Source organism: Vogesella sp. (genome assembly GCF_046297735.1).
Classification (GTDB): domain Bacteria; phylum Pseudomonadota; class Gammaproteobacteria; order Burkholderiales; family Chromobacteriaceae; genus Vogesella; species Vogesella urethralis.
Genome location: NZ_JBKBHK010000013.1, coordinates 38730 through 63097, shown reverse-complemented (window position 1 = coordinate 63097; position 24368 = coordinate 38730). Strand labels below are relative to the sequence as shown.

The 24368-nt window shown below is 64.0% G+C and carries 23 protein-coding genes and 1 pseudogene; 2 read left to right on the top strand and 22 right to left on the bottom strand.

Annotation, left to right across the window (positions count from 1 at the left end; genetic code table 11):
* Window positions 1-37: 37 nt before the first annotated feature.
* From ACK4FZ_RS14240 to adh, 4 genes and pseudogenes are all read right to left on the bottom strand, one after another.
* Window positions 38-745, bottom strand: a complete 708-nt coding sequence (locus ACK4FZ_RS14240; protein ID WP_409821938.1) for an META and DUF4377 domain-containing protein — start codon at window positions 743-745, stop codon at window positions 38-40.
* A gap of 185 nt (window positions 746-930) precedes the next feature.
* Entirely contained in the window at window positions 931-1734 is an 804-nt protein-coding gene (locus ACK4FZ_RS14235; protein ID WP_409821977.1) for a methyl-accepting chemotaxis protein, read from the bottom strand.
* A 12-nt stretch (window positions 1735-1746) separates the two neighbouring features.
* Window positions 1747-2859 (bottom strand): annotated as a pseudogene (locus ACK4FZ_RS14230) (FIST signal transduction protein); the annotation flags it as partial.
* A 324-nt stretch (window positions 2860-3183) separates the two neighbouring features.
* On the bottom strand, window positions 3184-4698 hold the full coding sequence (adh, locus tag ACK4FZ_RS14225; protein WP_144373350.1) for an aldehyde dehydrogenase: 1515 nt from the start codon (window positions 4696-4698) through the stop codon (window positions 3184-3186).
* Window positions 4699-4972: 274 nt separating this feature from the next.
* On the opposite strand from adh, the gene ACK4FZ_RS14220 reads away from it, so the two are divergent.
* The gene (locus ACK4FZ_RS14220) at window positions 4973-6853 is read left to right on the top strand and encodes a sigma-54-dependent Fis family transcriptional regulator (RefSeq protein WP_409821936.1); all 1881 of its coding nucleotides are present in this window, start codon (window positions 4973-4975) and stop codon (window positions 6851-6853) included.
* A 125-nt stretch (window positions 6854-6978) separates the two neighbouring features.
* Here ACK4FZ_RS14220 and ACK4FZ_RS14215 read toward each other — a convergent pair whose 3' ends face one another.
* The 10 genes from ACK4FZ_RS14215 to ACK4FZ_RS14170 form a co-directional block, all read right to left on the bottom strand.
* Window positions 6979-7692 carry a hypothetical protein gene (locus ACK4FZ_RS14215; RefSeq protein WP_409821934.1) on the bottom strand — a complete coding sequence of 238 codons (714 nt, stop codon included), beginning with the start codon at window positions 7690-7692 and terminating at the stop codon, window positions 6979-6981.
* A 61-nt stretch (window positions 7693-7753) separates the two neighbouring features.
* Entirely contained in the window at window positions 7754-8116 is a 363-nt protein-coding gene (locus tag ACK4FZ_RS14210) for a roadblock/LC7 domain-containing protein (RefSeq protein WP_409821932.1), read from the bottom strand.
* A 22-nt stretch (window positions 8117-8138) separates the two neighbouring features.
* Window positions 8139-8774 carry a peptidase M23 gene (locus tag ACK4FZ_RS14205; protein WP_409821931.1) on the bottom strand — a complete coding sequence of 212 codons (636 nt, stop codon included), beginning with the start codon at window positions 8772-8774 and terminating at the stop codon, window positions 8139-8141.
* 2 nt (window positions 8775-8776) lie between these two features.
* A complete protein-coding gene (locus ACK4FZ_RS14200; RefSeq protein ID WP_409821929.1) occupies window positions 8777-9319 on the bottom strand; it encodes a GTP-binding protein in 543 nt (180 codons plus the stop codon).
* A gap of 9 nt (window positions 9320-9328) precedes the next feature.
* A complete protein-coding gene (locus tag ACK4FZ_RS14195) occupies window positions 9329-10489 on the bottom strand; it encodes a hypothetical protein (protein WP_409821927.1) in 1161 nt (386 codons plus the stop codon).
* Entirely contained in the window at window positions 10467-11888 is a 1422-nt protein-coding gene (locus ACK4FZ_RS14190; protein ID WP_409821925.1) for a FimV family protein, read from the bottom strand. The genes ACK4FZ_RS14195 and ACK4FZ_RS14190 overlap by 23 nt, the downstream gene beginning before the upstream one ends.
* Before the next feature lie 4 nt (window positions 11889-11892).
* Window positions 11893-12663, bottom strand: a complete 771-nt coding sequence (locus ACK4FZ_RS14185) for an MBL fold metallo-hydrolase (protein WP_409821923.1) — start codon at window positions 12661-12663, stop codon at window positions 11893-11895.
* Between the two features lie 178 nt (window positions 12664-12841).
* Window positions 12842-14212: an NAD(P)(+) transhydrogenase (Re/Si-specific) subunit beta gene (locus ACK4FZ_RS14180; protein ID WP_409821922.1), complete on the bottom strand. Its 1371-nt coding sequence runs from the start codon at window positions 14210-14212 to the stop codon at window positions 12842-12844.
* Window positions 14213-14224: 12 nt separating this feature from the next.
* Window positions 14225-14521 carry a proton-translocating transhydrogenase family protein gene (locus tag ACK4FZ_RS14175; RefSeq protein ID WP_409821920.1) on the bottom strand — a complete coding sequence of 99 codons (297 nt, stop codon included), beginning with the start codon at window positions 14519-14521 and terminating at the stop codon, window positions 14225-14227.
* 11 nt (window positions 14522-14532) lie between these two features.
* Window positions 14533-15654: a Re/Si-specific NAD(P)(+) transhydrogenase subunit alpha gene (locus ACK4FZ_RS14170; protein ID WP_144373361.1), complete on the bottom strand. Its 1122-nt coding sequence runs from the start codon at window positions 15652-15654 to the stop codon at window positions 14533-14535.
* Window positions 15655-16207: 553 nt separating this feature from the next.
* On the opposite strand from ACK4FZ_RS14170, the gene ugpQ reads away from it, so the two are divergent.
* A complete protein-coding gene (gene ugpQ, locus ACK4FZ_RS14165; RefSeq protein WP_409821918.1) occupies window positions 16208-16960 on the top strand; it encodes a glycerophosphodiester phosphodiesterase in 753 nt (250 codons plus the stop codon).
* 18 nt (window positions 16961-16978) lie between these two features.
* On the opposite strand, the gene ACK4FZ_RS14160 is transcribed toward ugpQ, so the two are convergent.
* The 8 genes from ACK4FZ_RS14160 to rpmH all read right to left on the bottom strand — a co-directional run bounded on the left by ACK4FZ_RS14160 (window position 16979) and on the right by rpmH (window position 24350).
* Complete coding sequence (locus tag ACK4FZ_RS14160; protein ID WP_409821916.1) at window positions 16979-17785, bottom strand: substrate-binding periplasmic protein; 807 nt, start codon at window positions 17783-17785, stop codon at window positions 16979-16981.
* Window positions 17782-18549, bottom strand: coding sequence for a substrate-binding periplasmic protein (locus ACK4FZ_RS14155; protein WP_409821914.1), 768 nt, complete (start codon window positions 18547-18549; stop codon window positions 17782-17784). Before ACK4FZ_RS14155 ends, ACK4FZ_RS14160 begins: the two co-directional genes overlap by 4 nt.
* A gap of 191 nt (window positions 18550-18740) precedes the next feature.
* Entirely contained in the window at window positions 18741-20375 is a 1635-nt protein-coding gene (locus ACK4FZ_RS14150; RefSeq protein ID WP_409821912.1) for a sulfatase-like hydrolase/transferase, read from the bottom strand.
* Between the two features lie 72 nt (window positions 20376-20447).
* A complete protein-coding gene (gene mnmE, locus ACK4FZ_RS14145) occupies window positions 20448-21794 on the bottom strand; it encodes a tRNA uridine-5-carboxymethylaminomethyl(34) synthesis GTPase MnmE (RefSeq protein ID WP_409821975.1) in 1347 nt (448 codons plus the stop codon).
* A 209-nt stretch (window positions 21795-22003) separates the two neighbouring features.
* Window positions 22004-23647 carry a membrane protein insertase YidC gene (gene yidC, locus ACK4FZ_RS14140; RefSeq protein WP_409821910.1) on the bottom strand — a complete coding sequence of 548 codons (1644 nt, stop codon included), beginning with the start codon at window positions 23645-23647 and terminating at the stop codon, window positions 22004-22006.
* 17 nt (window positions 23648-23664) lie between these two features.
* Entirely contained in the window at window positions 23665-23874 is a 210-nt protein-coding gene (gene yidD / locus ACK4FZ_RS14135; RefSeq protein ID WP_081600700.1) for a membrane protein insertion efficiency factor YidD, read from the bottom strand.
* The gene (gene rnpA / locus ACK4FZ_RS14130) at window positions 23859-24212 is read right to left on the bottom strand and encodes a ribonuclease P protein component (protein WP_409821908.1); all 354 of its coding nucleotides are present in this window, start codon (window positions 24210-24212) and stop codon (window positions 23859-23861) included. The genes yidD and rnpA overlap by 16 nt, the downstream gene beginning before the upstream one ends.
* A 3-nt stretch (window positions 24213-24215) precedes the next feature.
* Window positions 24216-24350, bottom strand: coding sequence for a 50S ribosomal protein L34 (gene rpmH / locus ACK4FZ_RS14125; protein ID WP_088965802.1), 135 nt, complete (start codon window positions 24348-24350; stop codon window positions 24216-24218).
* Window positions 24351-24368: the final 18 nt, after the last annotated feature.

The following is a 24368-nucleotide window of genomic DNA, read 5'->3' as shown; positions in this document are numbered from 1 at the left end:
GGGCTTTTGTTTTGGGAGTAGAACAACGGTCACCGTATCAGGGGGCGATGCGGATCTGCTCGACGATGGTTTCCAGCACCCAGCGGCGGTCGGGGGCGTCGGCGGGCGGGTTGGCCACCTTGATCTCGCTGATGCGCAGGCGGTAGGCGGTGCCCGGCTCGAACTGGAAGCCTTCGATGTCGCCGTAATGGTGTTGCCACGGCTGGTTGGCGCGCTCGCGCACTTGCAGGCACTGCATCGGCGCCACGCCGGTGCACGGGCGGCGCTCGGGGGCCACGTAGATAAAACGCTGGGTGGCCGGCTCGGCCGCCGGTACTGCGGTAGCAGCGGTAGTGACGTTAACCGGCAGCGGCTTGGTGACGTGAGCCGGAGCGGCCACCGGCTGCCATACCTGCTGCTGGGCTACTTCGCCGATCAGCAGTTTGTCGCCATCCAGCCGCACTTGCGGGCGGCTGCGCAGCAGGGCGGCCAGGGCTTGCTCGCGCTGCATGGCGTCCGGGGCGCACGCCATCAGCGTACTGGCCAGATGGCCTACCACCAGGCGGCCCTGCTCGATGCGGGCCGGGCCGAACAGCCGGTTGCAGCCGGCGCTGGCCGACAGCTGGCCGTCTTTCAGCTGCAGCGTTTGCAGCGGCTGGCCATCGGGGCCGGTTTGCTGCCACTGCCCTTGCTGTGGCACGGTGCTGCTGGCGCAGGCGCCGAGCAACAGCGACATCATGGCAATGCCAAGGCTTTTCCGGTTCATTTCGCGCTCCTGTTTGCAATCAACGGGGCAGCTTATGCCAATGCGCCGACACCGGTCAATGCCATCGGGTTTAACGGTTGTTAAGCGTGTCACAGGCTGTCACAGACGCGGGCGCCCAATAGCAACCGCCGCCAGGCAACCCGGCGGCGGCCACGGCCTGCTACGGCGCACGCGCCGGTGGGCGGTTACTGTTTTTCCAGCTGCAGGATGGCGTCCAGCTCTTTGTCTACCTCGCGCATGCGGGCGTACAGGCTTTCGGTCTGCGCCAGCATGCTGTCTACGCGCTGTTTGCTGTCTTGCGAGGTGGCGGCCAGGCCGTGCAGCTTGCCCACCACTTGCGCCATTTCGCCGGCAAAACCGCTGACCTGGCTACCCATGCCGCGCACGTCGCCGCCGACGTCACGCACGCCGTTCATCACGTTGTCCACCGCGCCACCGGTGGCGTCCAGGTTGGCCTGGGTGGTGTTGGCCAGCTTGCGTACTTCGTCGGCGACCACGGCAAAGCCACGGCCGGCCTCGCCGGCACGGGCGGCTTCGATGGCGGCGTTCAGCGCCAGCAGGTTGGTTTGTTCGGCGATCTTCTTGATCATCTGCATCACTTCGCCAATCTGCTGCGCGTCTTTTTCCAGTGCGCCGATGCGGCCGGTCACGTTGCTGGCAGTCTGCGCACCCTGGTCTACTTCCTGGCCAAAGCGGCTGATGTCCTGCTCGATGCTGCCCAGGTGCTCCACCAGTTGGGCGGTGGTGTCGCGGAACAGCGGCAGGCTCTCCATCAACTGGCCGGCAAAGGCCTTGTAACCGTTCAGCTCTTCAATCACGCGGCTCTTCATCTGCCCGGTCATGCGGGCTCGCTCGAGTTCGCGGCGGTAGAAGTAGTTCTTGAAGTTGGCGTAATGCACCGGGAAGCGGTCGACAAAGTCGTCGCGGAAGGTGCTGCTGGCCGGGTAAAAGAAGATGGCGGTCAGCGTCTGGTTGATATTGACGCCCAGCAGCTCGCCAAAGGTGGAAAAGCCGGCGGTGGGGATGTCGCCGTACACATTAGCGCGTGCCAGCGCGCTGGCGTTATTGAGCCGGCGCAGGATGCAATCGTTGAGGATGCCGCCCACCGGTTGCGGCTTGCCGCGGCTGAACTGTTCGAAGTCGCGGCCGGTACGCTCGGCCAGGTCCACGCTGCGCAGCAGGAACAGCTGTTCGCCAAACGCGAGGTCGCAGGCAAACTGCAGGTAACCCTGCTGTTCGTTGATGGCCAGTACCGAACGCACGAAGATTTCGTCGTCAATCTTGATGCCGAAGCTGTGGCTTTGCAGCTTGGCGCCCAGCTCGCTGCGCTGGCAGCGGAAGTGCTGGCACAGCGCGTCCAACACGTTACGGATCTCGCCACTCTTGCTGTCGATCACCGAGTGCACCTGGCGCAGCTCGGTGCTGGCCTGGGCAATGATGAAGCTGGTGCCGGTGTCTTCAAAGTTCTGGCTCTTGAAGATGCCGTAGCGGTAGGCGGGTGCCAGCTTGATGAAGGCAAACACCGCGTGGCCGTCGCGTACCTGCTGGCCGTCGTACAGCCGCGTCATGCTGAAATCCAGCGGGCCGCCGGCCGAGCCGCCGACAAACAGGTAGGGCAGCTTGCCGGATTCGTACAGCGCCTCCATCAGGTAGCTCTCGCTATTGGACAGGCCATCCACCAGCGTCAGTACAAAGCCCTCGTCGTGACGCATGGCAAACGGCAGGTTGATGCGGCCAACCTGGTCTTTCAGCTTGGCCAGCCGGCTATCGTGGCTAAGCGAGGGCTGGCCGGCCTTGATGTCTTCGCAGGCCAGCGGCACAGCCGCTACGTGCACATCGCTGACCAGTGCCGCGTCAAACAGCTGGAACACCATGCTCTGCCACTGGCCGTTGGCCGGCAGATAGAGCGGCTGCTGGCTGCCGGCGCTGCACAACTCGCCGGCGGTGGTAGTGAGCACCACTTTGGCCTGCGGAAAGTGGCGCGCCACGCTGCGGCCAACCTGCTCCAGGTTGGCCGCGGGGTTCACATAGCCCAACACCAGCCGGATGCTGCTGCCGGCCTTGGCCGCCAAGGCCTGGTCGTAGCCCTGATTATCGGTGCGCACAATGTGCATCAGCCCGGCAGGGGTGTCGGTAGCATTGAGTTCTGCGGGAGATTGTCGCTTTTTATTGAAAAACAGCATGAGTGCTCCATCAGTTGACGTAGTGCGTGTACCAGAGCGTGGCCCCGGCGCGGCTGTTATGTTTTATAGATTAACCTGATTTAATTCCCATCATCCCTATAAAAAATGCCACCGATGTTGAGCAACATCAGGTGGCAGTGAGTCCGCCGGCCACGAGCGACCATGGCCGGCCGGGGAGGAAGCAGTGTCAGAGCGGTGACCGGTGCCCCGCCCCCGCCCCACAGGCGGCGGGCAGGCCACGGCAACCGGTACGGTTTAGAAGAAGCCCAGTTTGTCCTCGCTGTAGCTCACCAGCAGGTTCTTGGTTTGCTGGTAGTGGTCCAGCATCATCTTGTGGGTTTCACGGCCGATACCAGACTGCTTGTAACCACCGAAGGCGGCGTGCGCCGGGTAGGCGTGGTAGCAGTTGGTCCACACGCGACCGGCTTCGATGTGGCGGCCCATGTGGAAGGCGGTGTTGATGTTGCGCGTCCACACGCCGGCGCCCAGACCGAACAGGGTGTCGTTGGCGATATGCAGCGCCTCGTCCACGTCCTTGAACTTGGTCACCGACAGTACCGGGCCAAAGATCTCTTCCTGGAAGATGCGCATCTTGTTGTGGCCTTCAAATACGGTGGGCTGGATGTAGAAACCCTGCTCCAGCGCGCCGCCCAGCATGGCGCGCTCGCCGCCGGCAAGCACGGTGGCACCTTCCTGTTTGCCCAGGGTGAGGTAGCTCTGGATCTTGTCCATCTGCTCTTGCGAGGCTTGGGCGCCAATCATGGTGGACGGGTCCAGCGGGTTGCCCTGCTTGATCTCGGCCACGCGCTTGAGGGCGCGTTCCATGAAGCGGTCGTAGATGGATTCGTGTACCAGCGAGCGGCTGGGGCAGGTGCACACTTCACCCTGGTTCAGCGCAAACATCACGAAGCCTTCGATGGCCTTGTCGAAGAAGGCGTCGTCCTTGTCGCACACGTCGCCAAAGAAGATATTGGGCGACTTGCCGCCCAGCTCCAGCGTCACCGGAATCAGGTTTTCGCTGGCGTAGTTCATGATCAGGCGGCCCACCGGGGTAGAGCCGGTAAAGGCGATCTTGGCGATACGCTTGCTGGTGGCCAGCGCCTTGCCGGCCTCGGTACCGAAGCCGTTCACCACGTTCAGCACGCCCGGCGGCAGCAGGTCGCCCACCAGCTCCATCAGCACGAGGATCGACAGCGGGGTCTGCTCGGCCGGCTTCAGCACGATGCAGTTACCGGCGGCCAAGGCCGGGGCGATTTTCCACGCCGCCATCAGCAGCGGGAAGTTCCACGGGATGATCTGGCCCACCACGCCCAGCGGCTCGTGGAAGTGGTAAGCCACGGTGGTGGCGTCGATCTCGCCGATGCTGCCTTCCTGCGCGCGGATGCAACCGGCGAAGTAGCGGAAATGGTCGATGGCCAGCGGCAAGTCGGCGTGGGTGGTTTCGCGGATCGGCTTGCCGTTGTCGAAGGTTTCTACCGTGGCCAGCGTGGCCAGGTGCTGTTCCATGCGGTCGGCAATGCGGTGCAGGATCAGCGCGCGCTGGGCCACGCTGGTCTTGCCCCACGCGGTTTTGGCGGCGTGCGCGGCGTCCAGCGCCAGCTCCACGTCGGCGGCGTCGGAGCGCGCCACCTCGCAGATCACCTGGCCGGTCACCGGCGTCACGTTCTCGAAGTAGCGGCCGGCAACCGGTGCCACCCACTGGCCGTTGATGTAGTTGTCGTAACGGGTTTTCAGGTTCAGACCGTACTGTGCCGGGGTAATGATGCTCATCTCTGTATCTCCTGTTGTGTTGGTGTCACCTCGCCGGGTGTAAATGCCACAGTGCATCCCGCGTGCCAGCCCGTTGCCATGCTGCAGCGCAACCAGGCCGTTGCCCTTATCGATGCTGCCTTCTGGTGCATGCATGTTGCATCGCAAAAATCACGGCTTTTTTTGAGCGTACTTTCGCCGCTGCGGCGCGGCACACTTCGGGCCGCTGCGGCGCACCTGGCTGTGTCAGCCTGCTACAGTTGTATCGATACAGTGACACACCGTGGAGAACCCCATGTCCAGCCTGCCCTTGGCCGAAGTACGGCGCCGCTTTTTCGACGGTGGCGATGTACCGGAAAACAGCGTGCCGCAGCCTATCCTGCACTCGTGGCGACGCTGCCTGGGCCTGGGCCTGCCGGCGGGGCGGCTACGGCAACCCGAGCGGCTGGACCCGAACACGTTGCAGCAACGGCAGCAGGCCAGCGCCGACTGGCTGCAGCTGGCCAAGCCGGCCATCGACGCGCTGTTCGACAGCGTGGTGGACGATGGCCACGTGGTGATCGTGGCCGACGCCGACGGCGTCATCCTCAACCAGATGGGCCACCCGGCGTTTCTGGACCGCGCCGAACGGGTAGCGCTGCTGCCCGGCATGGACTGGCGCGAAGACGTACGGGGCACCAACGCCATCGGCACCGCGCTGGTCACCGGCAACGCCGTGCGCGTACGCGGCAGCGAACACTATCTGGAGCGCAACCGCCAGCTGTCGTGTACCGCCAGCACCATCCTCGACCCGCAAGGCCGCCTACTGGGCGCACTGGACGTATCCGGCCTGCCGCGCAAGCTGGGCGAGGCGCAACAGCTGCAGGTGATGACGGCGGTGCGCCATATCGAACAACGGCTGTTCGACGAACACAGCCGCAGCCTGCACGAGCTGCGCTTTGCCCCCGACCCGGCCACACTGGCTACGCCACGCTGCGCGCGGCTGGCGTTTGACGACGACGGCGTGCTGCGTGCGGCCAACCGTGCCGCGTTGGCCGCACTGGGGCTGGACTGGCATTGCCTGGGGCAGACCCGTTTTGCCGGGCTGTCCGGCCTCAGCCTGGAACACTGGCTCAGCCGCCACGGCAGCGGCATCGCCTCGCTGCGCCACGGCGGGCGGCTGTACTCGGCCAGCCTGCTGCCGCCGCGGCTGCCATCCTTGAGCGAGCGCCCCTCCCTGCTGCACAGCGAGCCGGCAGCACGCGCCGCCCGGCGCCCGGCCAGTGCGCCACACGCCGAAAATAGCCATGACAAGGTTGGCCGCAAGCAGGACCTGGCGCTGCCCGCCGGCATGCTGGACACCGCCCGCCGCCTGCTGGAAGCCGACATCCCGGTGCTGGTACTGGGGGAAACCGGCGCCGGCAAGGAACGCTTCGTGCAGGCGCTGCACGCAGCCAGCAGCCGCGCCGCCGCGCCACTGGTGGCGGTGAACTGCGCCGCCATCCCGGAGGGGCTGATCGAATCGGAACTGTTCGGCTACGAAGAAGGCGCCTTTACCGGCGCCCGGCGTCAGGGCGCCCGTGGCCGTCTGCGCGAGGCCGACGGCGGCGTGCTGTTTCTGGATGAGATCGGCGACATGCCGATGAGCCTGCAGGCGCGGCTACTGCGCGTGCTGCAAGAGCGGCTGGTGGTGCCGCTGGGCGGTGGTGGCGGGCAGAAAGTAGATATCCGCATCGTGGCCGCCACCCACCGCGACTTGGGCGACGAAGTGGCCGCCGGCCGCTTCCGCGCCGACCTCTATTACCGCCTGTGCCACTACCCACTCACGCTGCCGCCACTGCGCGAACGCGGCGACGTGGCGCAGATTGCGGCCAACCTGCTGTTGCAACACGGCAGTGCCGGGCGCGGCATCACGCTGTCGCCGGCCTTGGCCGACTTCATCCGCCGCTACCCTTGGCCGGGCAACCTGCGCCAGCTGGACAACCTGCTGCGCACGCTGCTCGCGCTGGTGGACGACGACACCGTGCTGACGCCCGACCACCTGCCCGCCACGCTGCGCGCTGCACAGCCGGCACAGCGCCAGACGGCCAACACCCTGCACAGCCTGCTGCAGCAACACGGCGGTAACGCCAGCGCCGCCGCGCGGGCGCTAGGCATCAGCCGCAGCACGTTTTACCGCCGCCTGCGCGATGGCTGAGACCGCCAGCCAAACACAGCGTCGCGCCGGATGCGCAGAATGGAAACACCCCCTGCGTGCCATGCCCGCAGGGGGTGTTTCTTCAAGCGGATACCTGCCGACAGCACGCCGGCAGGGCGCGACGCTTACCAGCCCATCTGGCGGGCGATGTCGCCTTTTACCTGGCTGCCCCAGCGCAGCTGTTCGTCCACATAGCTGCGGATGGCTGGCTGTTGCAGCAACTGCTGCAGGTCGTCTTTGGCCGCAGCCGGCACCTTGTGCAGACGGTCTACGGTGAGGTAATCCGCCTTCCAGCTTTCCAGCGTGGCGGTTCTGAGCTGCAAATAGGTTTCACCGGAACGGGCGCGCTCCAGCCGGGCCGAGATGCGGACGCAACTCTGTCTATCCTCACGCAGGCTGTCTTGCTGTCTGGCCACCGTCACCCAGCCTTTTTCTTGCTGCTGGTGGTCTTTCTGGCAGGCGCCAATCAGCTGGGTAAACGACACGTGTGCGTTAAACGGAGACAAGCTGGTATTGAACGCAATCAGGTCGCCGCTTTCCACGTCCTGTACCGACAGCCAGGCGTCGGCGGTTTCACTCACTACCGTGCTGCTACCCTCTTCAGTCACGTCTGGCGCCTCGGTTTCCACTTCGCTGATCAGCCAGTTGCCAGGCGGTAGCACCACCCGCTTCTTGCCCACTTCAAACGCCTGCAGGGGCTCGCCAATGACGAAGTGACGTTCGAACTTGTCACGGCGCGACGGGTTGCTCTCGAACATGCCAAAGGTCAACGGTTCTGCCACGGTAGCGGCGGACAGTGCCAGCAATAGCGTGGCGGCCAAACCTGCTGTTGTTTTCATGATGCGCCCTGTTTGTTATGCCAGCACATGATAAAGAAGCGCAGTCATTTCGCATAGCTAACTATAGAATTTCGGCCACACTGCGCGCCGCACGCTTGGCGTCCAGAAAGATCAGGCCCAGCTTGGCTTCCTTGCGGGCAATCACGGTCAGCACCGCGTCGCGGCCGGCGTAACTCATCAGGATGTAGCCAGCGTCCCCCTTCACCATCACCTGCTCCAGCTCGCCACGGGCCAGCTCGCGGGCGGTACGCTCGCCCAGCGACAACATGGCGGCAGCCATGGCGCCGACGCGGTCTTCGTCGACGCCCTGCGGCAACAGCGCGGCCATGGTCAGGCCGTCGGAAGAAATGATGGCCGAGGCCTCGATGTCGGCAGACGCGCCGTTGAGGTCGCTGAGGATGGATTTGAGCAGTTGTTCGCGCATGGTGTTGGCTTCCGGTAATCGTTCAGGCGTAACGGCGACACAGCGCCTCGATGATGGCAACAAAGGCGCTATCGCCCAGTCGCGGTTGGCCGCCAATCACCAGCAGGAACGTCTGGCGGCCCAGGTAGAGCGGGTGAAACCCCAGCTCGGCATGGCCGGCCGGGTCGATCAGGGCCCAGGCTTGCGCCCCCAGGCCCAGGTTGTGCTGCAGCAAGCGGCTGTGACGTCGCGCCATGCCGATGATATCGCCGGCCAGTGCGGCAATCTGTTCGGCCGCCTCGTGGCGGAAACCGGCTGCCGCGTAGTACAAGCCGTTATCGTCTGCCAACAGCGCACGGCCCTCGCCGGATAACTGCGCCAGCAAGGCCGGCAGGCGGCTTTCCAGGCTGCCGGCCGGCTCGCAACGTCCGTCGCTACTACCTTGAACAAAGCCCAGCCGTTGCAAGCGATACAACACCGTCAGGGCCTGCTCTAGCGATGCGGCCTCGCACCACTGCAGTAAACGGGCTTCGGTCAGCGGCAACTCGCCGCCGTGCTGCAGCAGTTGCAGCAGCAGCTTGCGGTCGGCACCGCTTTCGCCGTGGCTGACGGCATACCAGGCGCCAGCAGGGGTTACTTCAGCGTACAGGGCGCTATTGAGGCTGAGCGAGGCTGTCATGATCAGGCCTCCAGGCCCGGGTCGATCGAATACAGCAACGCGCACACCAGCGACTTGATGTCCTCACGATTGCGAGCGTCCACCTCGAAGATCGGCGGGCGCAGGCCCAGCGTTTCCAGGATGTCGGCGTAATGCGCGGTGGTGGGTGTGCCGGCCAAGTCGGTCTTGGTAATGCCCACCACCAGCGGCGCGTCCTGCAGCAGCTTGTCGAACGCTTTCAGGAAAAACTGCAGGTCGCGGATGGGGTGCGGCCGGGTGTTGTCCAGCAGCAGGATCAGCCCGATGCCGCCTTGGCTCAGGATGTCCCACATGAAATCGAAACGCTCCTGCCCCGGCGTGCCGTACAGGTGTACCTTGGTGTCCTCGTCCAGCAGCAGCACGCCGTAATCCAGCGCTACCGTGGTGTGGCCCTTGCGGTCCAGCGTCATGTCCGAGGCGGTGGCGTCGGTGGTCACCGGCGGGATATCGGACAGGCTGGCGATGGCCGTGGTCTTGCCGGCGCCCACCGGGCCGGCAAACAGAATTTTGTTGTCACTGGGTCGCATGCAAAGCCCCTACAGGTTCTTGATCCGCCCCAGCAGCCGCGAGAGCAGACTCTGTCTGGCCGGCGGCAGGGGCGCGGGTGCCGGCGTTGCCGGCCGGGTAGCGGACGGCGCCGCTTCGCTGCGCTTGCCTACCTGCTCCAACAGGCCCAGCGCATGGCTGGCCGCAATGAAATTGCATAACACGGCTGGCTCCATGCGCAGCAGGCTCACGGCCACGCGCAGGCTGGTGGGCGTACGCGACCACAGGCCGGCAATACGCAGCGCGCCATCTAGCGGCGCCAGCCGCGTCAGGTTGGGCCACTGCCGCAAGCGCAACGGGGTATCCGGGTCGATGCCGGCCAGCAAGCGGCCGCGGCAACTCCATAACGCCACCTGCCACAGCAGGGTAGTGAGGCCCATGTGCAGCACCGGCGGTGGTAACGGCTCGGTTTGCAACTGGCAGGCCAGACGCAGGCCGTCCAGTTCAGCCAATTGCTGCAAGCTGGATAAGGGGGCGTACAACTGTACCTGGCCGGCAAGCGGGTCGACGCTGGCTAGCAAACGCTGCTCGCAATACAGCCGTTGTGGCTGCTTTTGGCGGGCGGCATCCAGCAGCAAACCGTAGATGGTGCCAGCCGTATGAAAACGCTGCAGGATGCGGCGCTGCCCGCCATGGCGTGCTAGGGGCGGCGCCTCGCCCGGCGGCGGCCTGGTTGGCCGCACTGCGGCCGGGGGCGGTACCGGGCCGGGGGCAGGTTGCGACGCAGGCGTAGCCGCCAGCAGCGCCGCCGCCGGCTCGGGCGTCACCGCCGGTTGCGGGCTGGCGGGCGGCAACGCGGCGCTATCGGCCGCAGCGGCTGGCGTGGCCAGCAGCTGGCGCAGCAGCGGGAACAGTTTTTCCATGCGCACTGGCTTTACCATCTGCAAGGCCGGGGCGTCGTCGCTGGGGTAGGCGGTAACAATCAGCGCAGGCAGCGCGGGGTGTTGCTGGCGGTACTGCTGCCACACTTGCCAGCCAGTAGCGCTATCGACATCGATAATGGCCAGCTGCGGCGTACCGCCGTGGTCGCTGGCCAACCGGTACGGGTACAGCGTATGCAGACGGAACGCCATGCGGAACAGCGCCAGCTTGCGTTCGTCCATGCCGGCAGTGAGGACGGTAATCGGCTCAGCCGGGGTGCTGACAGACATGTTGCTCCTCCAGCGGGTCGTCCAGTTTCAGAAGCTGGCGCAGCTGCGCCAAGCGGGGGGCGACTTCGGCCGGTGGGCGGCCCAGCGTGGCGCGCACATGGGCCAGCAAGGCGCGCAGCGGCTCGACCGACTCTCGCCGCTGGTAGAGATCCAGCAATGGCGGGTACAAACGTACGTCAGCCGGGTTGCGATACAGTGCTTGCTCCAGCACTCCCTGCGCCTCGTCCACCTGGCCATAGTCGAGATAGGCCTCGGCATCGGCCAGTGCATCACTGCCGCTGCCACGCAACTCGCCTGCGGGATGTGCTGTCACCAACGGCAAACTGCTGGAGTTGGCCGTCACCACTGGCACCAGCCCCCACGTGCGGCCTAGCGCCTCCAGCGCGGCGGAATCGGGCGTAGTGGCCAGCGCGTCCAGCAGCGGATGCCGGCCCAGTGCAAAGCCCATGCGCAGCAACCTTTCGCGCAGCGCACTGCCGTGCTCGCCGAGCAGGACAAAGCTTTGCCACAAGCGGCGGCAGTAACCGGCCAGATCAGCCTGGCGGTAGTACAGATGCAAAATGTCCATCAACAGGGTGAGCGGGTGGCGGGTTTGTGCCAATAACCCTTCCAGCGTGCGGATGGCGGTCATGGCCTCACCGTGTTGCTGCAGAATGCGCACGCTCTGCCGTGGCGGTAGCAAATAACAGATAGCCTGCCGCTCCAGGTCTGCCAGCGGTGCCAGAGGCTGGCTGCCTTGCACCAGGTGCTGGCCGCTGGCGGGCGCCGCAGCGTGGGCCGCCAGCGCGGCACTGGCTGCGCGTGGCGCCGGTTGCGGTGGCGCCAGCCCCACGCGGCGGCTGACGGTGGCGATATCCCAACCCAGCGTGTCTTCGGCAAACACACGCAGTGCCAGGTTGTCCGGGTCAATACGCAAGCCTTCTACCACCGCCTGGGCGGTGTCGGCCTCGGTGAGCATGCCCTGCGCGGCCAACCTGTCCAAGATCTCGGTGAAGTCATCAATAGCCGCCAGGCGCAGGTACAAGCCCAGCAGGCGTGCCAGCTCGCGGCTGGCCGGCGGGTTCTGGTCGGCGTAGCTGCGCAATAGCGCGGCGGCGCGGTCGAGGTAGCCGAATTGCAGGTAAACGTCGGCCTCGGTCAGCTGGTCGGTGTCTGCTATACCGATTTCCAGCTGTAACGCATCAGGGCTGGCGCGATCGTGTTGAACGGTATCGGGGTTGAGAGTGCTGGCAACAGCCAGCGGATCAGCGTCAGTGGCAGCCGGGTGCAAGATGCGCGGCGGCGGCAAACGGTTCACGGCCGGCGGCGGCAAGCGGCGCTGACGCCACGCCCACAGTAACCCCAGCAGGGCCAGCGGGCTGGCGGCCAGCAGCAGCGTGGTGTCGTCAGGCAGCAGCATGATGTCAGCGCCGGGGCGGGAAGTCGGCTTCAGACAGCAGATCGGTGCCGCACTCCAGTTTCTCGAACCAGTCGAGGAAGCGCTTCACCATGTCCTTGCCTTTGTAGGACGCGCCGTGCTGCGGCACGATCCACTCCACGTCCATCTGCCGCACCATGTTCACCCACAGCCGGGCGGCGCGGTTATTGCTCATGTAGCGGCGATGAAAGCCGGACATGTGGTGGTCCACCAGATGGCGATCGAAGTCTTCCACCGGCTGCGCGGCGCTGACACCGTCCATCAGCGAGGCGCCGATGTCGCCGGAAAACAAGATCTTGCTGATCGGGTCGTACACCTGGAAAAAGCCGACGGTGTGCAGGTAGTGTGCCGGGACGATTTCCAGCCGCGTGCGGCCCAGCGGCAGCGTCATGCCGCGCGCCGGAATTGGGATCAGCCGCCCTTCGGTAGCGCCCTTGACGCAGAAGTGCGGGATGAAGCGCGTCCATTCCTGCGCGATGACGATCTGGGCGTCGGTAATCAACAGCCAGCCGTTGGCGGAGGCGATGATGTCCGGGTCCTGGTGCGAGGCAAAAATATAGCGGGTATGCGACGGCAGGAAGTGGTCGGCCATCTCCGCCAGCAGGTGTTTGTAGGTGAGGTTGCCGCCCGGGTCCAGCAGCATGCCGTCGCCATCGTGCACGATGGCAAACTGGTTGGCCTGGATACCTTCGCCTTGTACCAGGTCGGTAAAGGCGATGCATTTGTGGTTACCGTCGTTGTAGAGAACCTGTGCCATAGCGCGTGCGAGCCACCTGCCCGGAGCAAACCGATTAGGCCGCCAATATTAGCCATGCTAATACAAGCGGGTATTGACTCGGGTCAAACGGGGGGCAGCCTGTTACGGACACGGCAGGCAAGAAAAAACCCTGCTTGCAGGGCAAGCAGGGTCGGTCGGTGCAGAGGTTGGCCGCAGCTTAGTGCGACACCGCCTTCAGCATGTCTTCCACTACCTTTTTGGCGTCGCCAAACACCATCATGGTTTTATCCATGTAGAACAGCTCGTTATCCAGACCGGCGTAGCCCACGCTCATCGAGCGCTTCACTACGATCACGGTGCGCGCCTTGTGCGCTTCCAAGATCGGCATGCCGTAGATCGGGCTTTGCTTGTCCTTCTGCGCCGCCGGGTTCACCACGTCGTTGGCACCAATCACCAGCACCACGTCGGTATTGGAGAAGTCGGAGTTGATCTCTTCCATCTCCTGCACCTGCTCGTACGGCACTTCGGCTTCGGCCAGCAACACGTTCATGTGGCCCGGCATACGGCCAGCCACCGGGTGGATGGCGTAGCGCACGTTGACGCCTTTCTGGTGCAGCAGCTCGGCAAACTCTTGCAGCGCATGCTGGGCACGCGACACGGCCAGGCCGTAGCCAGGCACGATGATGACGCTATCCGCGTTGCTCATCAGGAAGGTGGCGTCTTCGGCAGAACCGGACTTGTAGTTCTTCGGCCCGCTGTCAGCGCTGCCGCCGGCAGCCGCTTCGGCACCAAAGCCGCCCAGCAGTACGCTGACGATAGAACGGTTCATCGCCTTGCACATGATGTAGGACAGAATGGCACCGGAGGCACCCACGCAGGCGCCGGCAATGATCAGCACCGGGTTATTCAGCGTGAAGCCGATACCGGCGGCTGCCCAACCGGAGTAACTGTTCAGCATCGACACCACCACCGGCATGTCGGCACCGCCGATGGGGATGATCAGCGTCACACCCAGCACCAGCGCAATGGCCACCATCATCAGGAAGGCGCCGTGGCTATCGGTGAAGAAGTAGGCCACGCCAAAGCCCACCATCGCCAGCGCCAGCACCAGGTTCAGCAGGTGTTGGCCGCTGAAGTTCACCGCTTTGGCGCCAAACTTGCCGGATAGCTTGCCGTAGGCCACCACCGAGGCGGTGAAGGTGATGGCACCGATGAAGGCACCGATGAACAGCTCGATCTTCTGCACGCCGGTGTGCTCGACACCGGTGTGGAAGATAGCGGCCACGGCGATCAGCACCGCGGACAGGCCCACCAGCGAGTGCATGGCAGCTACCAGCTCCGGCATGCCAGTCATTTCCACCGTCTTGGCCTTGTACGCGCCAATGGCGCCGCCGGCCACGATGGCGCCGGCAATCAGCGCCAGCACCGGCTTGTCGAGGATCATGAAAGTGGTGGCCACGGCGATCAACATGCCGAGGATGCCGTAGCGGTTACCCTGGATCGCGGTAGTGGGCGAGGACAGCCCCTTCAGCGACAGGATGAACAGCACGGCGGCCACCAGGTACAGGATTGCGGATACGTTCTCCATCTGTGCGATTCCTTATTTTTTCTTCTTCTTGAACATGTCCAGCATGCGCTGGGTCACCATGAAGCCGCCGAAGATGTTGATACTGGCCAGGAAAATACCGATGGTGCCCAGCACCGATGTCACGGTGATCTGGCTACCATTGATATCTACTACCTGCAGCATGGCGCCGACGATGATGATGCCGGAGATGGCGTTGGTCACGGCCATCAGCGGGGTGTGCAGCGCCGGGGTAACGTTCCACACCACGTGGTAGCCGACAAACACGGCCAGCACGAAGATGGTGAAACTGGTGATGAACGGGTCAACCATGATGGGTCTCCTTAGTTGGCCGCTGCAAAGCGAACCTGGCCGTCGTGCGTCACCAGGGTGGCCGCCAGCAGGTCGTCTTCCAGATTGAGGGTGAAGCCTTCCTTGCTGAGCATCAGCGACAGGAAGGTGAGCAGGTTCTTGGCGTACAGGCTGGAGGCATCGGCCGCCACCTGGCCCGGCAGGTTGTACACGCCCACCACGGTGACGCCGTTGTCGGTGCGCTGCACCTCGCCCGGCACCGTCAGCGCGCAGTTACCACCGGCTTCGGCCGCGATGTCGATGATGACGCTGCCCGGTTTCATCGCCGCCACGATGTCGGCACTGATCAGCGTGGGCGCCTTCTTGCCCGGAATCAGCGCGGTGGTGATGATGATGTCGGCCTGGCGCGCGTGCTTGGCCACCAGCTCGGCCTGGCGACGCTTGTAGTCGTCCGACATCTCGCGGGCGTACACGCCGTCGTTGGCTTTCTTCTCTTCCTCGGTCATCGGCACCTCGATGAACTTGGCACCCAGGCTTTCTACCTGTTCTTTGGTGGACGGCCGCACGTCGGTGGCTTCCACCACCGCCCCCAAGCGCTTGGCGGTGGCAATGGCCTGCAAGCCGGCCACGCCCACGCCCATGATCAGCACGCGGGCCGGCTTCACTGTACCGGCTGCCGTCATCAGCATCGGCATGAAACGCGGGTAGTAGTAGGTAGCCAGCAGCACCGCGCGGTAGCCGGCGATGTTGTTCTGGCTGGACAGCACGTCCATGCTCTGCGCCCGCGTGGTACGCGGCAGCAGCTCCATGGCGAAGGCCGATACCTTCTTGGCGGCCAGCGCCGGGAAGGTGGTGTTCTGGTACGGCGCCAGCTGGCCGATCAGCACCGCGCCGTCTTTCAGCTCGGCGATAGCGTCGTCGGGCAAGGGGCGCACGGTCAGCACGATGTCGCCCTGCGCCAGCACCGCAGCGCGCGATGCGGCCAAGGTGGCCCCCGCCTCGGCAAAGGCCGCATCAGGCAGCGCGGCTGCCAGGCCGGCCCCCTGCTCCACCACCACGGCGTGACCCATGGCGACGAGTTTCTTCACCGTTTCCGGTGTGGCGGCCACGCGGGTTTCACCTGCCAGCCTTTCGGCCGGAATAGCGATTTGCATGGTCTTCCTTTCTGCAAATGGTTGAATGACAAATAAAAGCTTCAGAGATAGCGAACGCCCGTGCGAGGCCTGAATTCGAACGAGCGTTTGAATTATTACTACAGCACGACTTTTAATTTGGCGCAATGCTTTTACATAAAAGCGACATGCCAGACGGGCTGCCACTGCGCCAAGGTCGCGTCATCGTTGTCATGAATACTGTCTGACAACTTCTTAATCAACTGATTTGAAATTACTTTTTCACATTTACTTCACATTGTGCGGCCAACTGTGGCGTGTATTGCACGTTGCTGCGCTGCGACATCGATACTGCCAGGCGGTCAACACACGCACCGGCACGGGGAAAACACGCGTCGAATCAGCATATTGCGGCGCAACATATGCACCACAGTAGACAATCTTGTCCGACACTTTGTAAAGAAGGGTTTACGCTTAAGGGATAACACTTGTATGAAATGCAGCTAAATACCGACGCCAAAACAGAATTTCCCGGCTGGCGTGACTTTTTTGTAACGCACCCCGTTACGATATTTTCATGGATCGGAGTCAAAACATGCACTGGCCATACCCACTGGGCTTTGCCCACCGCCTGGGCGGCGCCCTGGCACCGGAAAACACCCTGGCCGGCCTGCTGCTGGCCCACCGGCTAGGGGTGAGCGGAGTGGAGTGCGACGTCCAGCTCAGCGCCGACGGCAAGGCGGTGATCATTCACGACCACCAGCTGGAACGCACCACCACTGGCAGCGGCGACGTAGCCGCGCAGCCGCTGGCCACGCTGCAGCGGCTGGATGCCGGCCGCCACCACCACTTGGCGTTTGCCGGCGAAGGCGTGCCGTCGCTGGCCGAGTTGGCCGCACGCTGCCGCAAGCTGGGCATGGCGGTAAACCTGGAACTGAAACCGGCCGCCGACGCGGCCAACATGGCGCAACGCTGCGTGGCCGAGATCGTCAGCCTGTGGCAGGGCGCGGTGCTGCTGCCGCTGCTGTCGTCGTTTGATGTCGAGGCGCTGGCGGCAGCACGGCAACATGCGCCGCAACTGCCGCGGGCGCTGCTGCTGGAAAAACTGGATGGCCACAGCGTGGCACAGGCGCAAGCACTGGATTGCCGCGCCATCCACGTGCACTACCGGGCACTGGACGAAGCCACGGTACAGGCGCTGCACCAGGCAGGGCTGGCAGTGATGGCGTGGACGGTCAACCAGCTGGACGACATGCAGCGGCTGCGGCACTGGGGGGTGGATATGTTGTGCACCGACCGGCCCGACCGGCTGGACAGCAGCTGGCTACCCGGCCGCCACGGCACTTAGCAAGCGCCGCACACGTCGCTAGCGGCCATCGAAACCACAACCGGGCAGCCGGCGACCGCTCTGGCCGTCACAACGCCGGCTGGACACGACCTTGCGGTTGGGGTCCAGCTGCCCCAGCGCCCGCATGCGGGTAATGGCCAAGGCCACCTCGGCACGATACGGCCCCCACGGCGACAGCCGCGAAAAAGCAATGTAGCCACCGTAACCGGGCATCAGTAGCGGCATCTGCTGTACGCGGCCGGCCAGCGCGGTAGCCGCCAGTACGCTGCGGCCATGCCACACCGGCGCAATCACCACGTCCACCCGCCCGGCCACCAGCTTGCGCATCGACGCCTCGGTCTGCAGCGCCACGTCTTTCTGCAGCGTGCTGTCCTGGTCGAAACGGGCAAAGTAGCGGCGGTCGTGGGTAACGCCTACCCGCAAGCCGGCCAGGTCCTCGTAGCGGCGTAGCGGCCGCGGGTCGTTGCGGCGCATGAAAAAGGCGATGCGGGCGTCTTCATCCAGCCCCGGGGAAATGAAATCGATATAGGCCACCCGCTCCGGCGTGGCGGCCAACCCTAGCGCCACGTCGGCCTCGCCGCGCTGCATCAGCTGCAGGCAACGGCTGAGCGAACAGACGATAAAACGCGGCGTGGCGTCCAGCTGCTCGGCAAGCTGGCGCAGGATGCGGGCGTACGGGCCTTGCGCCTCGCCATGGGCGTCCACCATTTTCCACGGCGGCATTTCGCTGAAGGCGATGTTTAGCACCGTTGGCGGTGCTGCATGCAAGGGCAGCACGCAACACCATGCCAGCAGCGCTGCTGGCCAGTGCTGGCGACGACTCATGGCTGGCGGCCCCGTGCTGCTGCGGCATCCGCCTTGGCCAGCATGCGAGCGATGGTGCCATCTTTAACCATGGCTGCCAGATGTTGCGACAACACCCGCTGCTGCTGCTGCGCCACCGGCGAGCGGCGCGAAATGGCAATGCGACGCGGGTCGCCGAATTCAAAGCTGACTGCTGCAGTACGTATCAGGTCACGGTAGCGCAGGTGGCGTAACTCGCTCTGCGCCTGCAAACTGTTAATCATCAGCACGTCAAAACGCTTGGCCAGCAGCTTGCGCAGCGCACTATCCACATTGGGAGCGGCATCGCGGCGCAGGCGCAGATCGGCATCGAAGCGGGGAAAGTAGTTAACACCTTCTACCACGCCAATGCGCAGCGGCAGCAGATCGTCGTAGTGACGTAACTGACGCGGATCGCTGGCACGCTGCAACACCACAGTACGGCTACTGGGGGCAAATGGCGGGTCGAGAAACTGCAGGTAGGCGTCGCGCTCGGGCCCACCCTTGATGCCAATGCTGATGTCGGCGCTGCCGTTTTCCAGCATCGCCAACACCCGCTTCAGCGGTGCCTGCTCAATCTGCAACACCAGCTGGCTACGCCGCGCCAGCTCGCGCATGATATCCACGTAAGCCCCCGCCGGGCGACCATTGGCATCCAGCACCTTGTACGGTTCGGCCGTATTGAAGGCAAACACCAGGCGCTGGGCGCCAGCAGGCACGGTGCTGCAAGCCAGCAGCAGGGCCAGCGTGGACAACACCGCTCTCATCACGCGCTCCCGACCGCATAGGGCACGCTAGTCACACGGCACACCATTTTCATCGCCCGTCACCTACAACGAATACGCTCCACAGTATTCGAGTTTAGCATCGCACCGCTGGTAATATTAGCTTTCAATTTAAAATTGAACGGCCAAAACACTATTTTATCTATCAAATTTGCACGCCTCGGGCCGAGCAATCAACCGGGTTGCTGTTGCTTCAACCAACTGCTCAGCAACACCGCTGGCGCAAACTGCAGCTGCCCGCCCTGCTCGCGCATCGGCAGCAAGGGGTTGTCCTGCCACAGCAACTTGCCCAACAGGTAATGCTCACCTTCGCGCCACAGCGGGTTATGTACCTGATAACCCAAACGGGCGGCCAGCCATACCGCCGCTTCGTAGTGGCTGATATGCGATTGCGCCGCCAAGGCATTCACACCGCCAGCCGGCGCCTGCCGTGCCAACAGCAGCATCGGCACGTCGGCTACCTCCGGCCGCAGATCGTTATGCCCCCAGCGACCGTCCTCGCCCAGCAGTTGGCCGTGGTCGCCGGTAATCAGCAAATAGCGCTCGCCAGGCAATGCCTCGAACTGGCGAATGATCTGACCCAGTACGTCGTCGGCGTACAGTACGGCGTTGTCGTAGGCATTGGATTTACGGGTGGCGTACGGCAGGCTGTCGTCGGTCGGCCAGCGCAAAAAGCGCTTGCCGGCGTGGCGGTAATTGTCTTCGTACGGGCTGTGCGCGCTACGCAGGTTCAGCATCACGAAACTGCGCGCGCCCAACTGCTGGCGTGCCAATAGCTGCGGCAGCGCATGATCGTGCTGCTGGCTGAACAACAGCGGGTGGTCTTCACGGCTGATGCGCACGTCCATGAACGGGCTGCCCAGATTGGCCAGCAGCTTGGACTCCTGCGACGACAGCCACAGCGTGCGAAAACCCCGCTGCTGCGCCAGGCGGAACAGGTTGTACGGCTGCTGGCGCAGCAGGTGGTGCTGCCCCGGGTGGCTGACCAGGTTCACAAAGCTGGGCAGCGACACCGCGGTCGCCACCCCGGACGCGACCCCCGACCTGGCCAGCAAGCCCGGTGTGGCGGCCAACTGTGGTGTGGTAGCACGCGGGTAGCCCAGCACCCCCAGCCGGCTGCCGCGCAGCGAATCCACCACCACCACCCATACGTGCTGCGCCTGGCTAGGCAGCGGCTGCAAACGGTACGGTTGCGGCGGCGGTAACGCTAGCGCGGCCTGTTCGCGCCCGGCCAGACGTACCGCGTAGTAGGCAAAAGCGTTCAGGCTGTTGTGCAGGCTGCTACGGGTAGGGCCGGGCATGAAGGCGTCCATGTCGCGGTAGGTAGCACGATAGGGTTTGGCCAGCAGCACGGCCAGCACCAGGACACCCCCCAGCACGCGCCAGCGCGTGGCCGGTGCCGGCAGCCGGCCCAACAGCCAGGCCAGCAGGCCATACGGCAGCGCCACTGCCAGCCATACCGGCCAGTGGTCTTGCCAGTGGTGGCGAGCGCTCTGCCATACCTCGCCGGGCTGACCGAACAAGCTCACCAGCTCGGCAGGCGCCAACGGCTCGCCGGCAAACGAGATATTGCCCAGCTGCGCCAATTGCATGGCCGCCAGCAGCGCCAGCAGCGGCCAGATCAGCCAACGGCTGGCCAGTAAGCACAAGCCCAGTGAAAACAGCAGCAGTACCGCAACGTAACGCAGTTCCAGCTCGGCCTGGTTGGCCGCAACAAACTGCTGGTGAATAACATCATCCAGCAGCAGTAAAACCGTTACCCCCACCACATGCAGTGGCAGCCGCCACCTGCCAGCCCCAAATCGCATAGCAACCTCTGTATTGTTGTTATCCGTTATGACGAATCTGACCCGGCATGCTGTGCGCCGGTTCTAGCCGGCTTACTTGCCGATGCAGAAACGGCTGAAGATGACGCCCAGCAGGTCGTCGGGGGTGAACTTGCCGGTGATTTCCGACAGGTTGTTCTGCGCCATGCGCAGCTCTTCGGCAAAGATTTCCACCATCTGCCAGTCGGCTTCGGCCAGCGCCAGATGGTCGGCAGCGCGGGCGATGGCATCCAGGTGGCGTTCGCGGGCCAGGAACACGCCTTCGCTATCGCCGCTGTAGCCGATCATCTCCAGCAGCAGTGCGCGCAGGTCGTCCACGCCGGCGTGGGTACGCGCCGACAGGTGCACCACCGGGTGGCCGTCCTGCTCACTGCGGCCAACCTCGCCACCAGACAGGTCCACCTTGTTGAACACGTGCACGCGCGGCAGGCGTGGCGGCAGCTTGTCCAGAATCGCCTGTACCTCGGGCACGATGCCGTCGCGGCTGTCGATCAGCAGCAGCGCCACGTCGGCACGCTCTACCGCCTGCCAGGTGCGCTCGATGCCGATCTTTTCCACCACGTCGTCGGTGTCGCGCAGGCCGGCGGTATCGATGATGTGCACCGGCACGCCGTCAATGACGATCTCCTCGCGCACGGTGTCGCGGGTGGTGCCGGCAATGTCGGTGACGATGGCAATGTCGTCGCCGGCCAGCGCGTTCATCAGGCTGGACTTACCGACGTTGGGTTGCCCCACCAGCACCACGTGCATGCCCTCGCGCAGCAGCGCGCCCTGCTTGGCGGTGGCTTGCACCTGCTGCAGTTGGCCGCGCAGGCGGCGCAGGCGGCCCACGGCGTCGGCTTTTTCCAGGAAGTCGATGTCTTCCTCGGGGAAGTCCAGCGTGGCTTCCACCAGCATGCGCAGGTTGATCAGCTCATCCACCAGGCCATGGATCTGGTTCGAGAACGCCCCCTTCAGCGACTTCAGCGCGCTCTTGGCGGCGCTTTCGCTGGCGGCGTCGATCAGGTCGGCCACGCTTTCGGCTTGCGCCAGGTCCAGCTTGTCGTTCAGGAAGGCGCGCTTGGTGAACTCGCCCGGCTCGGCCAGGCGCGCCCCCAGCTGCAGGCAGCGGCTGACCAGCATCTTCATCACCACCGGGCCGCCGTGGCCTTGCAGCTCGATGACGTCTTCGCCGGTAAAGCTGTTAGGGCCGGGGAAGTACAACAGCAGGCCGTTATCGATGGCGCTGCCGTCGGCGGCGTAAAAATCGGTATAGGTGGCGTAGCGCGGGCGCGGCGTTTTGCCGCCGCTGATGGCCTGGGCAAAGGGCAGCAGGTCGCGGCCGGACACGCGTACCACCCCCACGCCGCCGCGACCGGGGGCAGTGGCAATGGCGCAGATGGTGCTGGGGGTGTAGCTCAGACTCATGGGGGTTCCTTGGATGCTGGGGCCACGAAAGCCACGAAAAGACACCCTAAAGACGCGGCATCAGGCAGACGCTGACAGGCGGCTTTCGTGTTCTTTCGTGGGGTTCGTGGCAGATGCCATTGTAGCCCGCCGTACGGGGCTGGCAGTAAAAAGCCCGGCCAGAAGGCCGGGCTGTGATTCTACCGTACAAGGTTGGCCGCAGATCAGGACTGCAGCGCCGCCTTGCGGGCTTTTTCGATGCTTTCGTTGACATACCATTGCTGTGCGATGGACAGCAGGTTGTTCACTACCCAGTACAGCACCAGGCCAGCAGGGAAGAAGAAGAACATCACCGAGAAAATGACCGGCATGATCTTCATCATCTTGGCCTGCATCGGGTCGGCCGGCGGCGGGTTCAGGTAGGTTTGCGCGAACATGGTGATCGCCATGATCAGCGGCAGCGCATAGAACGGGTCCGGACGGGCCAGATCGTGGATGTACAGCCATTCCGCCTGGCGCAGCTCAACCGAGGCCAGCAGCGCCCAGTACAGGCCGATGAACACCGGAATCTGCACCAGCATGGGCAGGCAGCCGCCCAGCGGGTTCACTTTCTCGGTCTTGTACATCTCCATCACGGCTTGCTGGAACTTCATGCGATCGTCGCCGTACTGCTGCTTCAGGTTTTCCAGACGCGGTGCCAGCACCTTCATCTTGGCCATCGAGCGGTAGGAAGCGGCGGTCAGCGGGTAGAACACGGCTTTCACGATCAGGGTCAGCAGCACGATGGCCCAACCCCAGTTGTTCACCAGCGCGTGCAGCTTGGTCAGCAGCCAGAACAGCGGCGAGGCAAAGATGTGCACCATGCCGAAGTCTTTGGCCAGCTCCAGGCCTTCGGTCACCTTGGTCACGGTGTTGTACTCCAGCGGGCCGGCAAACAGCGGCACGCTCAGCGACGCGGTCTTGCCCGGCGCCACAGTGGGCACGGTGACCAGGGCGGCTGCCGAGTAGGCACCGGACTTCGGCTCCAGCAGGAACTGGCAGCTCTGCGCGCTGGCACATACTTTCTGGCCGCCTTCCGGGCTCAGCACCCAGGCGCTACCGAAGTAGTGCTGCACCATGCCCACCCAGCCGTTATCCGCCACTTTGGCGTATTCGGCCTTGCCTTTGTCCAGGTCGTCAAACGTTACCTTCTGGAACTTGGCGTCGTGAGTGTATACGGCCGGGCCGGTGAAGGTTTGTGCCAGACGGCTTTCGCCTTCCGGGGTCTTGCCGTCGCGCAGCAGGCGGAAGTAAGCGGTAGTGGACAGCGGGGTGCTGCCGCCGTTGGTGATGTCGTAACGTACATCGATAACGTAGCTACCCTTCTTGAAGGTGTACACCTTGCTCACCTGCACGCCATTGGCGGCCGGGGCAGTCAGTTTCACCTCCACCTGGTCGCCATTCAGCTGGTAGCTGGTTTTTTCGGCAGTGAATACGGTCTTGTGGGTAGGCAGTGCGCCATTGCCGGCGGCGATCAGGCCGGTTTGCGCCACGTACAGGCGGTCACCCTTGTCGGTGAACAGCTCGAACGGCTTGCTGGTATCTACCGCGCCGTCGTGCTTCAACAGCTGCAGGCCGCGCAGGTCGCCACCATTGGTGTCGATCTCGGCGCGCAGCACGTCGGTATTTACTACCACGCGCTGGCCTTTGGCCAGTTTGGCACTGTCTGCCAGCTGGGCAGACGGTACGTCAGTATTCGGGGCGGCTGTCGCGGCAGCTTGTTGCTGTACGGCAGGCTTGGCGGGCGGCTTCGGCGCAAAGTATTCCTGCCACAGAAGCAGGATGCCGAAAGACAGCGCGATGAAGATAATCAGTCGTCTGGAGTCCATCTCTCTTACCGGAAAGGTCAGGGAACCGGGTCATAACCGCTGCCGCCCCAAGGGTGGCAACGGCAAATCCGTCGTGTCGCAAGCAAGCCGCCCTTGATGGCGCCGTGCTTTCTCAATGCTTCGATAGCGTAAGCCGAACACGTTGGCTGATAACGGCAACGCGGCGGCAACCAGGGGCTGATGGCCAACTGGTAGAAACGCACCAAAAGAATCAAGAATTTCGACATCGGGCTAGTTTAGCAAATAGCGCGGCCAACGCCGTGACAGCTTGTTGATAGTCGTCGCGGTGGTAGGCCTGACGCGAACGCACCACAAAGTCCATGGCCGGCAATGTATGGCGGTTAAGGCGAAACCACTCACGCACCGTCCGCTTGATGTAATTGCGGCGGTTGGCGCGTTTGGCCACCTTTTTGCCCACCACCAGCCCCAGCCGTGCATGCGTCAAGCCGTTAGGCCGCGCGTATACCTGAAACAACTGGTTGCTGCGCGCGTTGCGCAAATGAAAAACGGATGAGAACTCATCCGTTTTTAAAAGCCGGTGCGCACGGCGAAATGTGTTGTCCAAGCGTTAGACAGCCAGACGCTTGCGACCTTTAGCGCGACGGGCGGCCAGAACGGCGCGACCACCACGGGTCTTGGAGCGAACGAGGAAGCCGTGGGTACGCTTGCGGCGGGTATTGGAAGGCTGGTAAGTACGTTTCATGATGGTTTTCCTGTTTCG

Excerpts from the sequence above, each read along its gene's own strand:
- adh (WP_144373350.1), bottom strand. The coding sequence starts at position 4,698 with ATGAGCATCATTACCCCGGCACAGTACGGTCTGAACCTGAAAACCCGT.
- ACK4FZ_RS14215 (WP_409821934.1), bottom strand. The coding sequence starts at position 7,692 with ATGAAAACAACAGCAGGTTTGGCCGCCACGCTATTGCTGGCACTGTCC.
- rpmH (WP_088965802.1), bottom strand. The coding sequence starts at position 24,350 with ATGAAACGTACTTACCAGCCTTCCAATACCCGCCGCAAGCGTACCCAC.
- ACK4FZ_RS14150 (WP_409821912.1), bottom strand. The coding sequence starts at position 20,375 with ATGCGATTTGGGGCTGGCAGGTGGCGGCTGCCACTGCATGTGGTGGGG.
- ACK4FZ_RS14205 (WP_409821931.1), bottom strand. The coding sequence starts at position 8,774 with ATGACAGCCTCGCTCAGCCTCAATAGCGCCCTGTACGCTGAAGTAACC.
- ACK4FZ_RS14180 (WP_409821922.1), bottom strand. The coding sequence starts at position 14,212 with ATGGAGAACGTATCCGCAATCCTGTACCTGGTGGCCGCCGTGCTGTTC.
- ACK4FZ_RS14170 (WP_144373361.1), bottom strand. The coding sequence starts at position 15,654 with ATGCAAATCGCTATTCCGGCCGAAAGGCTGGCAGGTGAAACCCGCGTG.
- ACK4FZ_RS14155 (WP_409821914.1), bottom strand. The coding sequence starts at position 18,549 with ATGAGAGCGGTGTTGTCCACGCTGGCCCTGCTGCTGGCTTGCAGCACC.
- yidC (WP_409821910.1), bottom strand. The coding sequence starts at position 23,647 with ATGGACTCCAGACGACTGATTATCTTCATCGCGCTGTCTTTCGGCATC.
- ACK4FZ_RS14195 (WP_409821927.1), bottom strand. The coding sequence starts at position 10,489 with ATGTCTGTCAGCACCCCGGCTGAGCCGATTACCGTCCTCACTGCCGGC.
- ACK4FZ_RS14200 (WP_409821929.1), bottom strand. The coding sequence starts at position 9,319 with ATGCGACCCAGTGACAACAAAATTCTGTTTGCCGGCCCGGTGGGCGCC.
- ugpQ (WP_409821918.1), top strand. The coding sequence starts at position 16,208 with ATGCACTGGCCATACCCACTGGGCTTTGCCCACCGCCTGGGCGGCGCC.
- ACK4FZ_RS14175 (WP_409821920.1), bottom strand. The coding sequence starts at position 14,521 with ATGGTTGACCCGTTCATCACCAGTTTCACCATCTTCGTGCTGGCCGTG.
- ACK4FZ_RS14220 (WP_409821936.1), top strand. The coding sequence starts at position 4,973 with ATGTCCAGCCTGCCCTTGGCCGAAGTACGGCGCCGCTTTTTCGACGGT.
- ACK4FZ_RS14190 (WP_409821925.1), bottom strand. The coding sequence starts at position 11,888 with ATGCTGCTGCCTGACGACACCACGCTGCTGCTGGCCGCCAGCCCGCTG.
- ACK4FZ_RS14160 (WP_409821916.1), bottom strand. The coding sequence starts at position 17,785 with ATGAGTCGTCGCCAGCACTGGCCAGCAGCGCTGCTGGCATGGTGTTGC.
- ACK4FZ_RS14210 (WP_409821932.1), bottom strand. The coding sequence starts at position 8,116 with ATGCGCGAACAACTGCTCAAATCCATCCTCAGCGACCTCAACGGCGCG.
- ACK4FZ_RS14240 (WP_409821938.1), bottom strand. The coding sequence starts at position 745 with ATGAACCGGAAAAGCCTTGGCATTGCCATGATGTCGCTGTTGCTCGGC.
- yidD (WP_081600700.1), bottom strand. The coding sequence starts at position 23,874 with ATGTCGAAATTCTTGATTCTTTTGGTGCGTTTCTACCAGTTGGCCATC.
- ACK4FZ_RS14185 (WP_409821923.1), bottom strand. The coding sequence starts at position 12,663 with ATGGCACAGGTTCTCTACAACGACGGTAACCACAAATGCATCGCCTTT.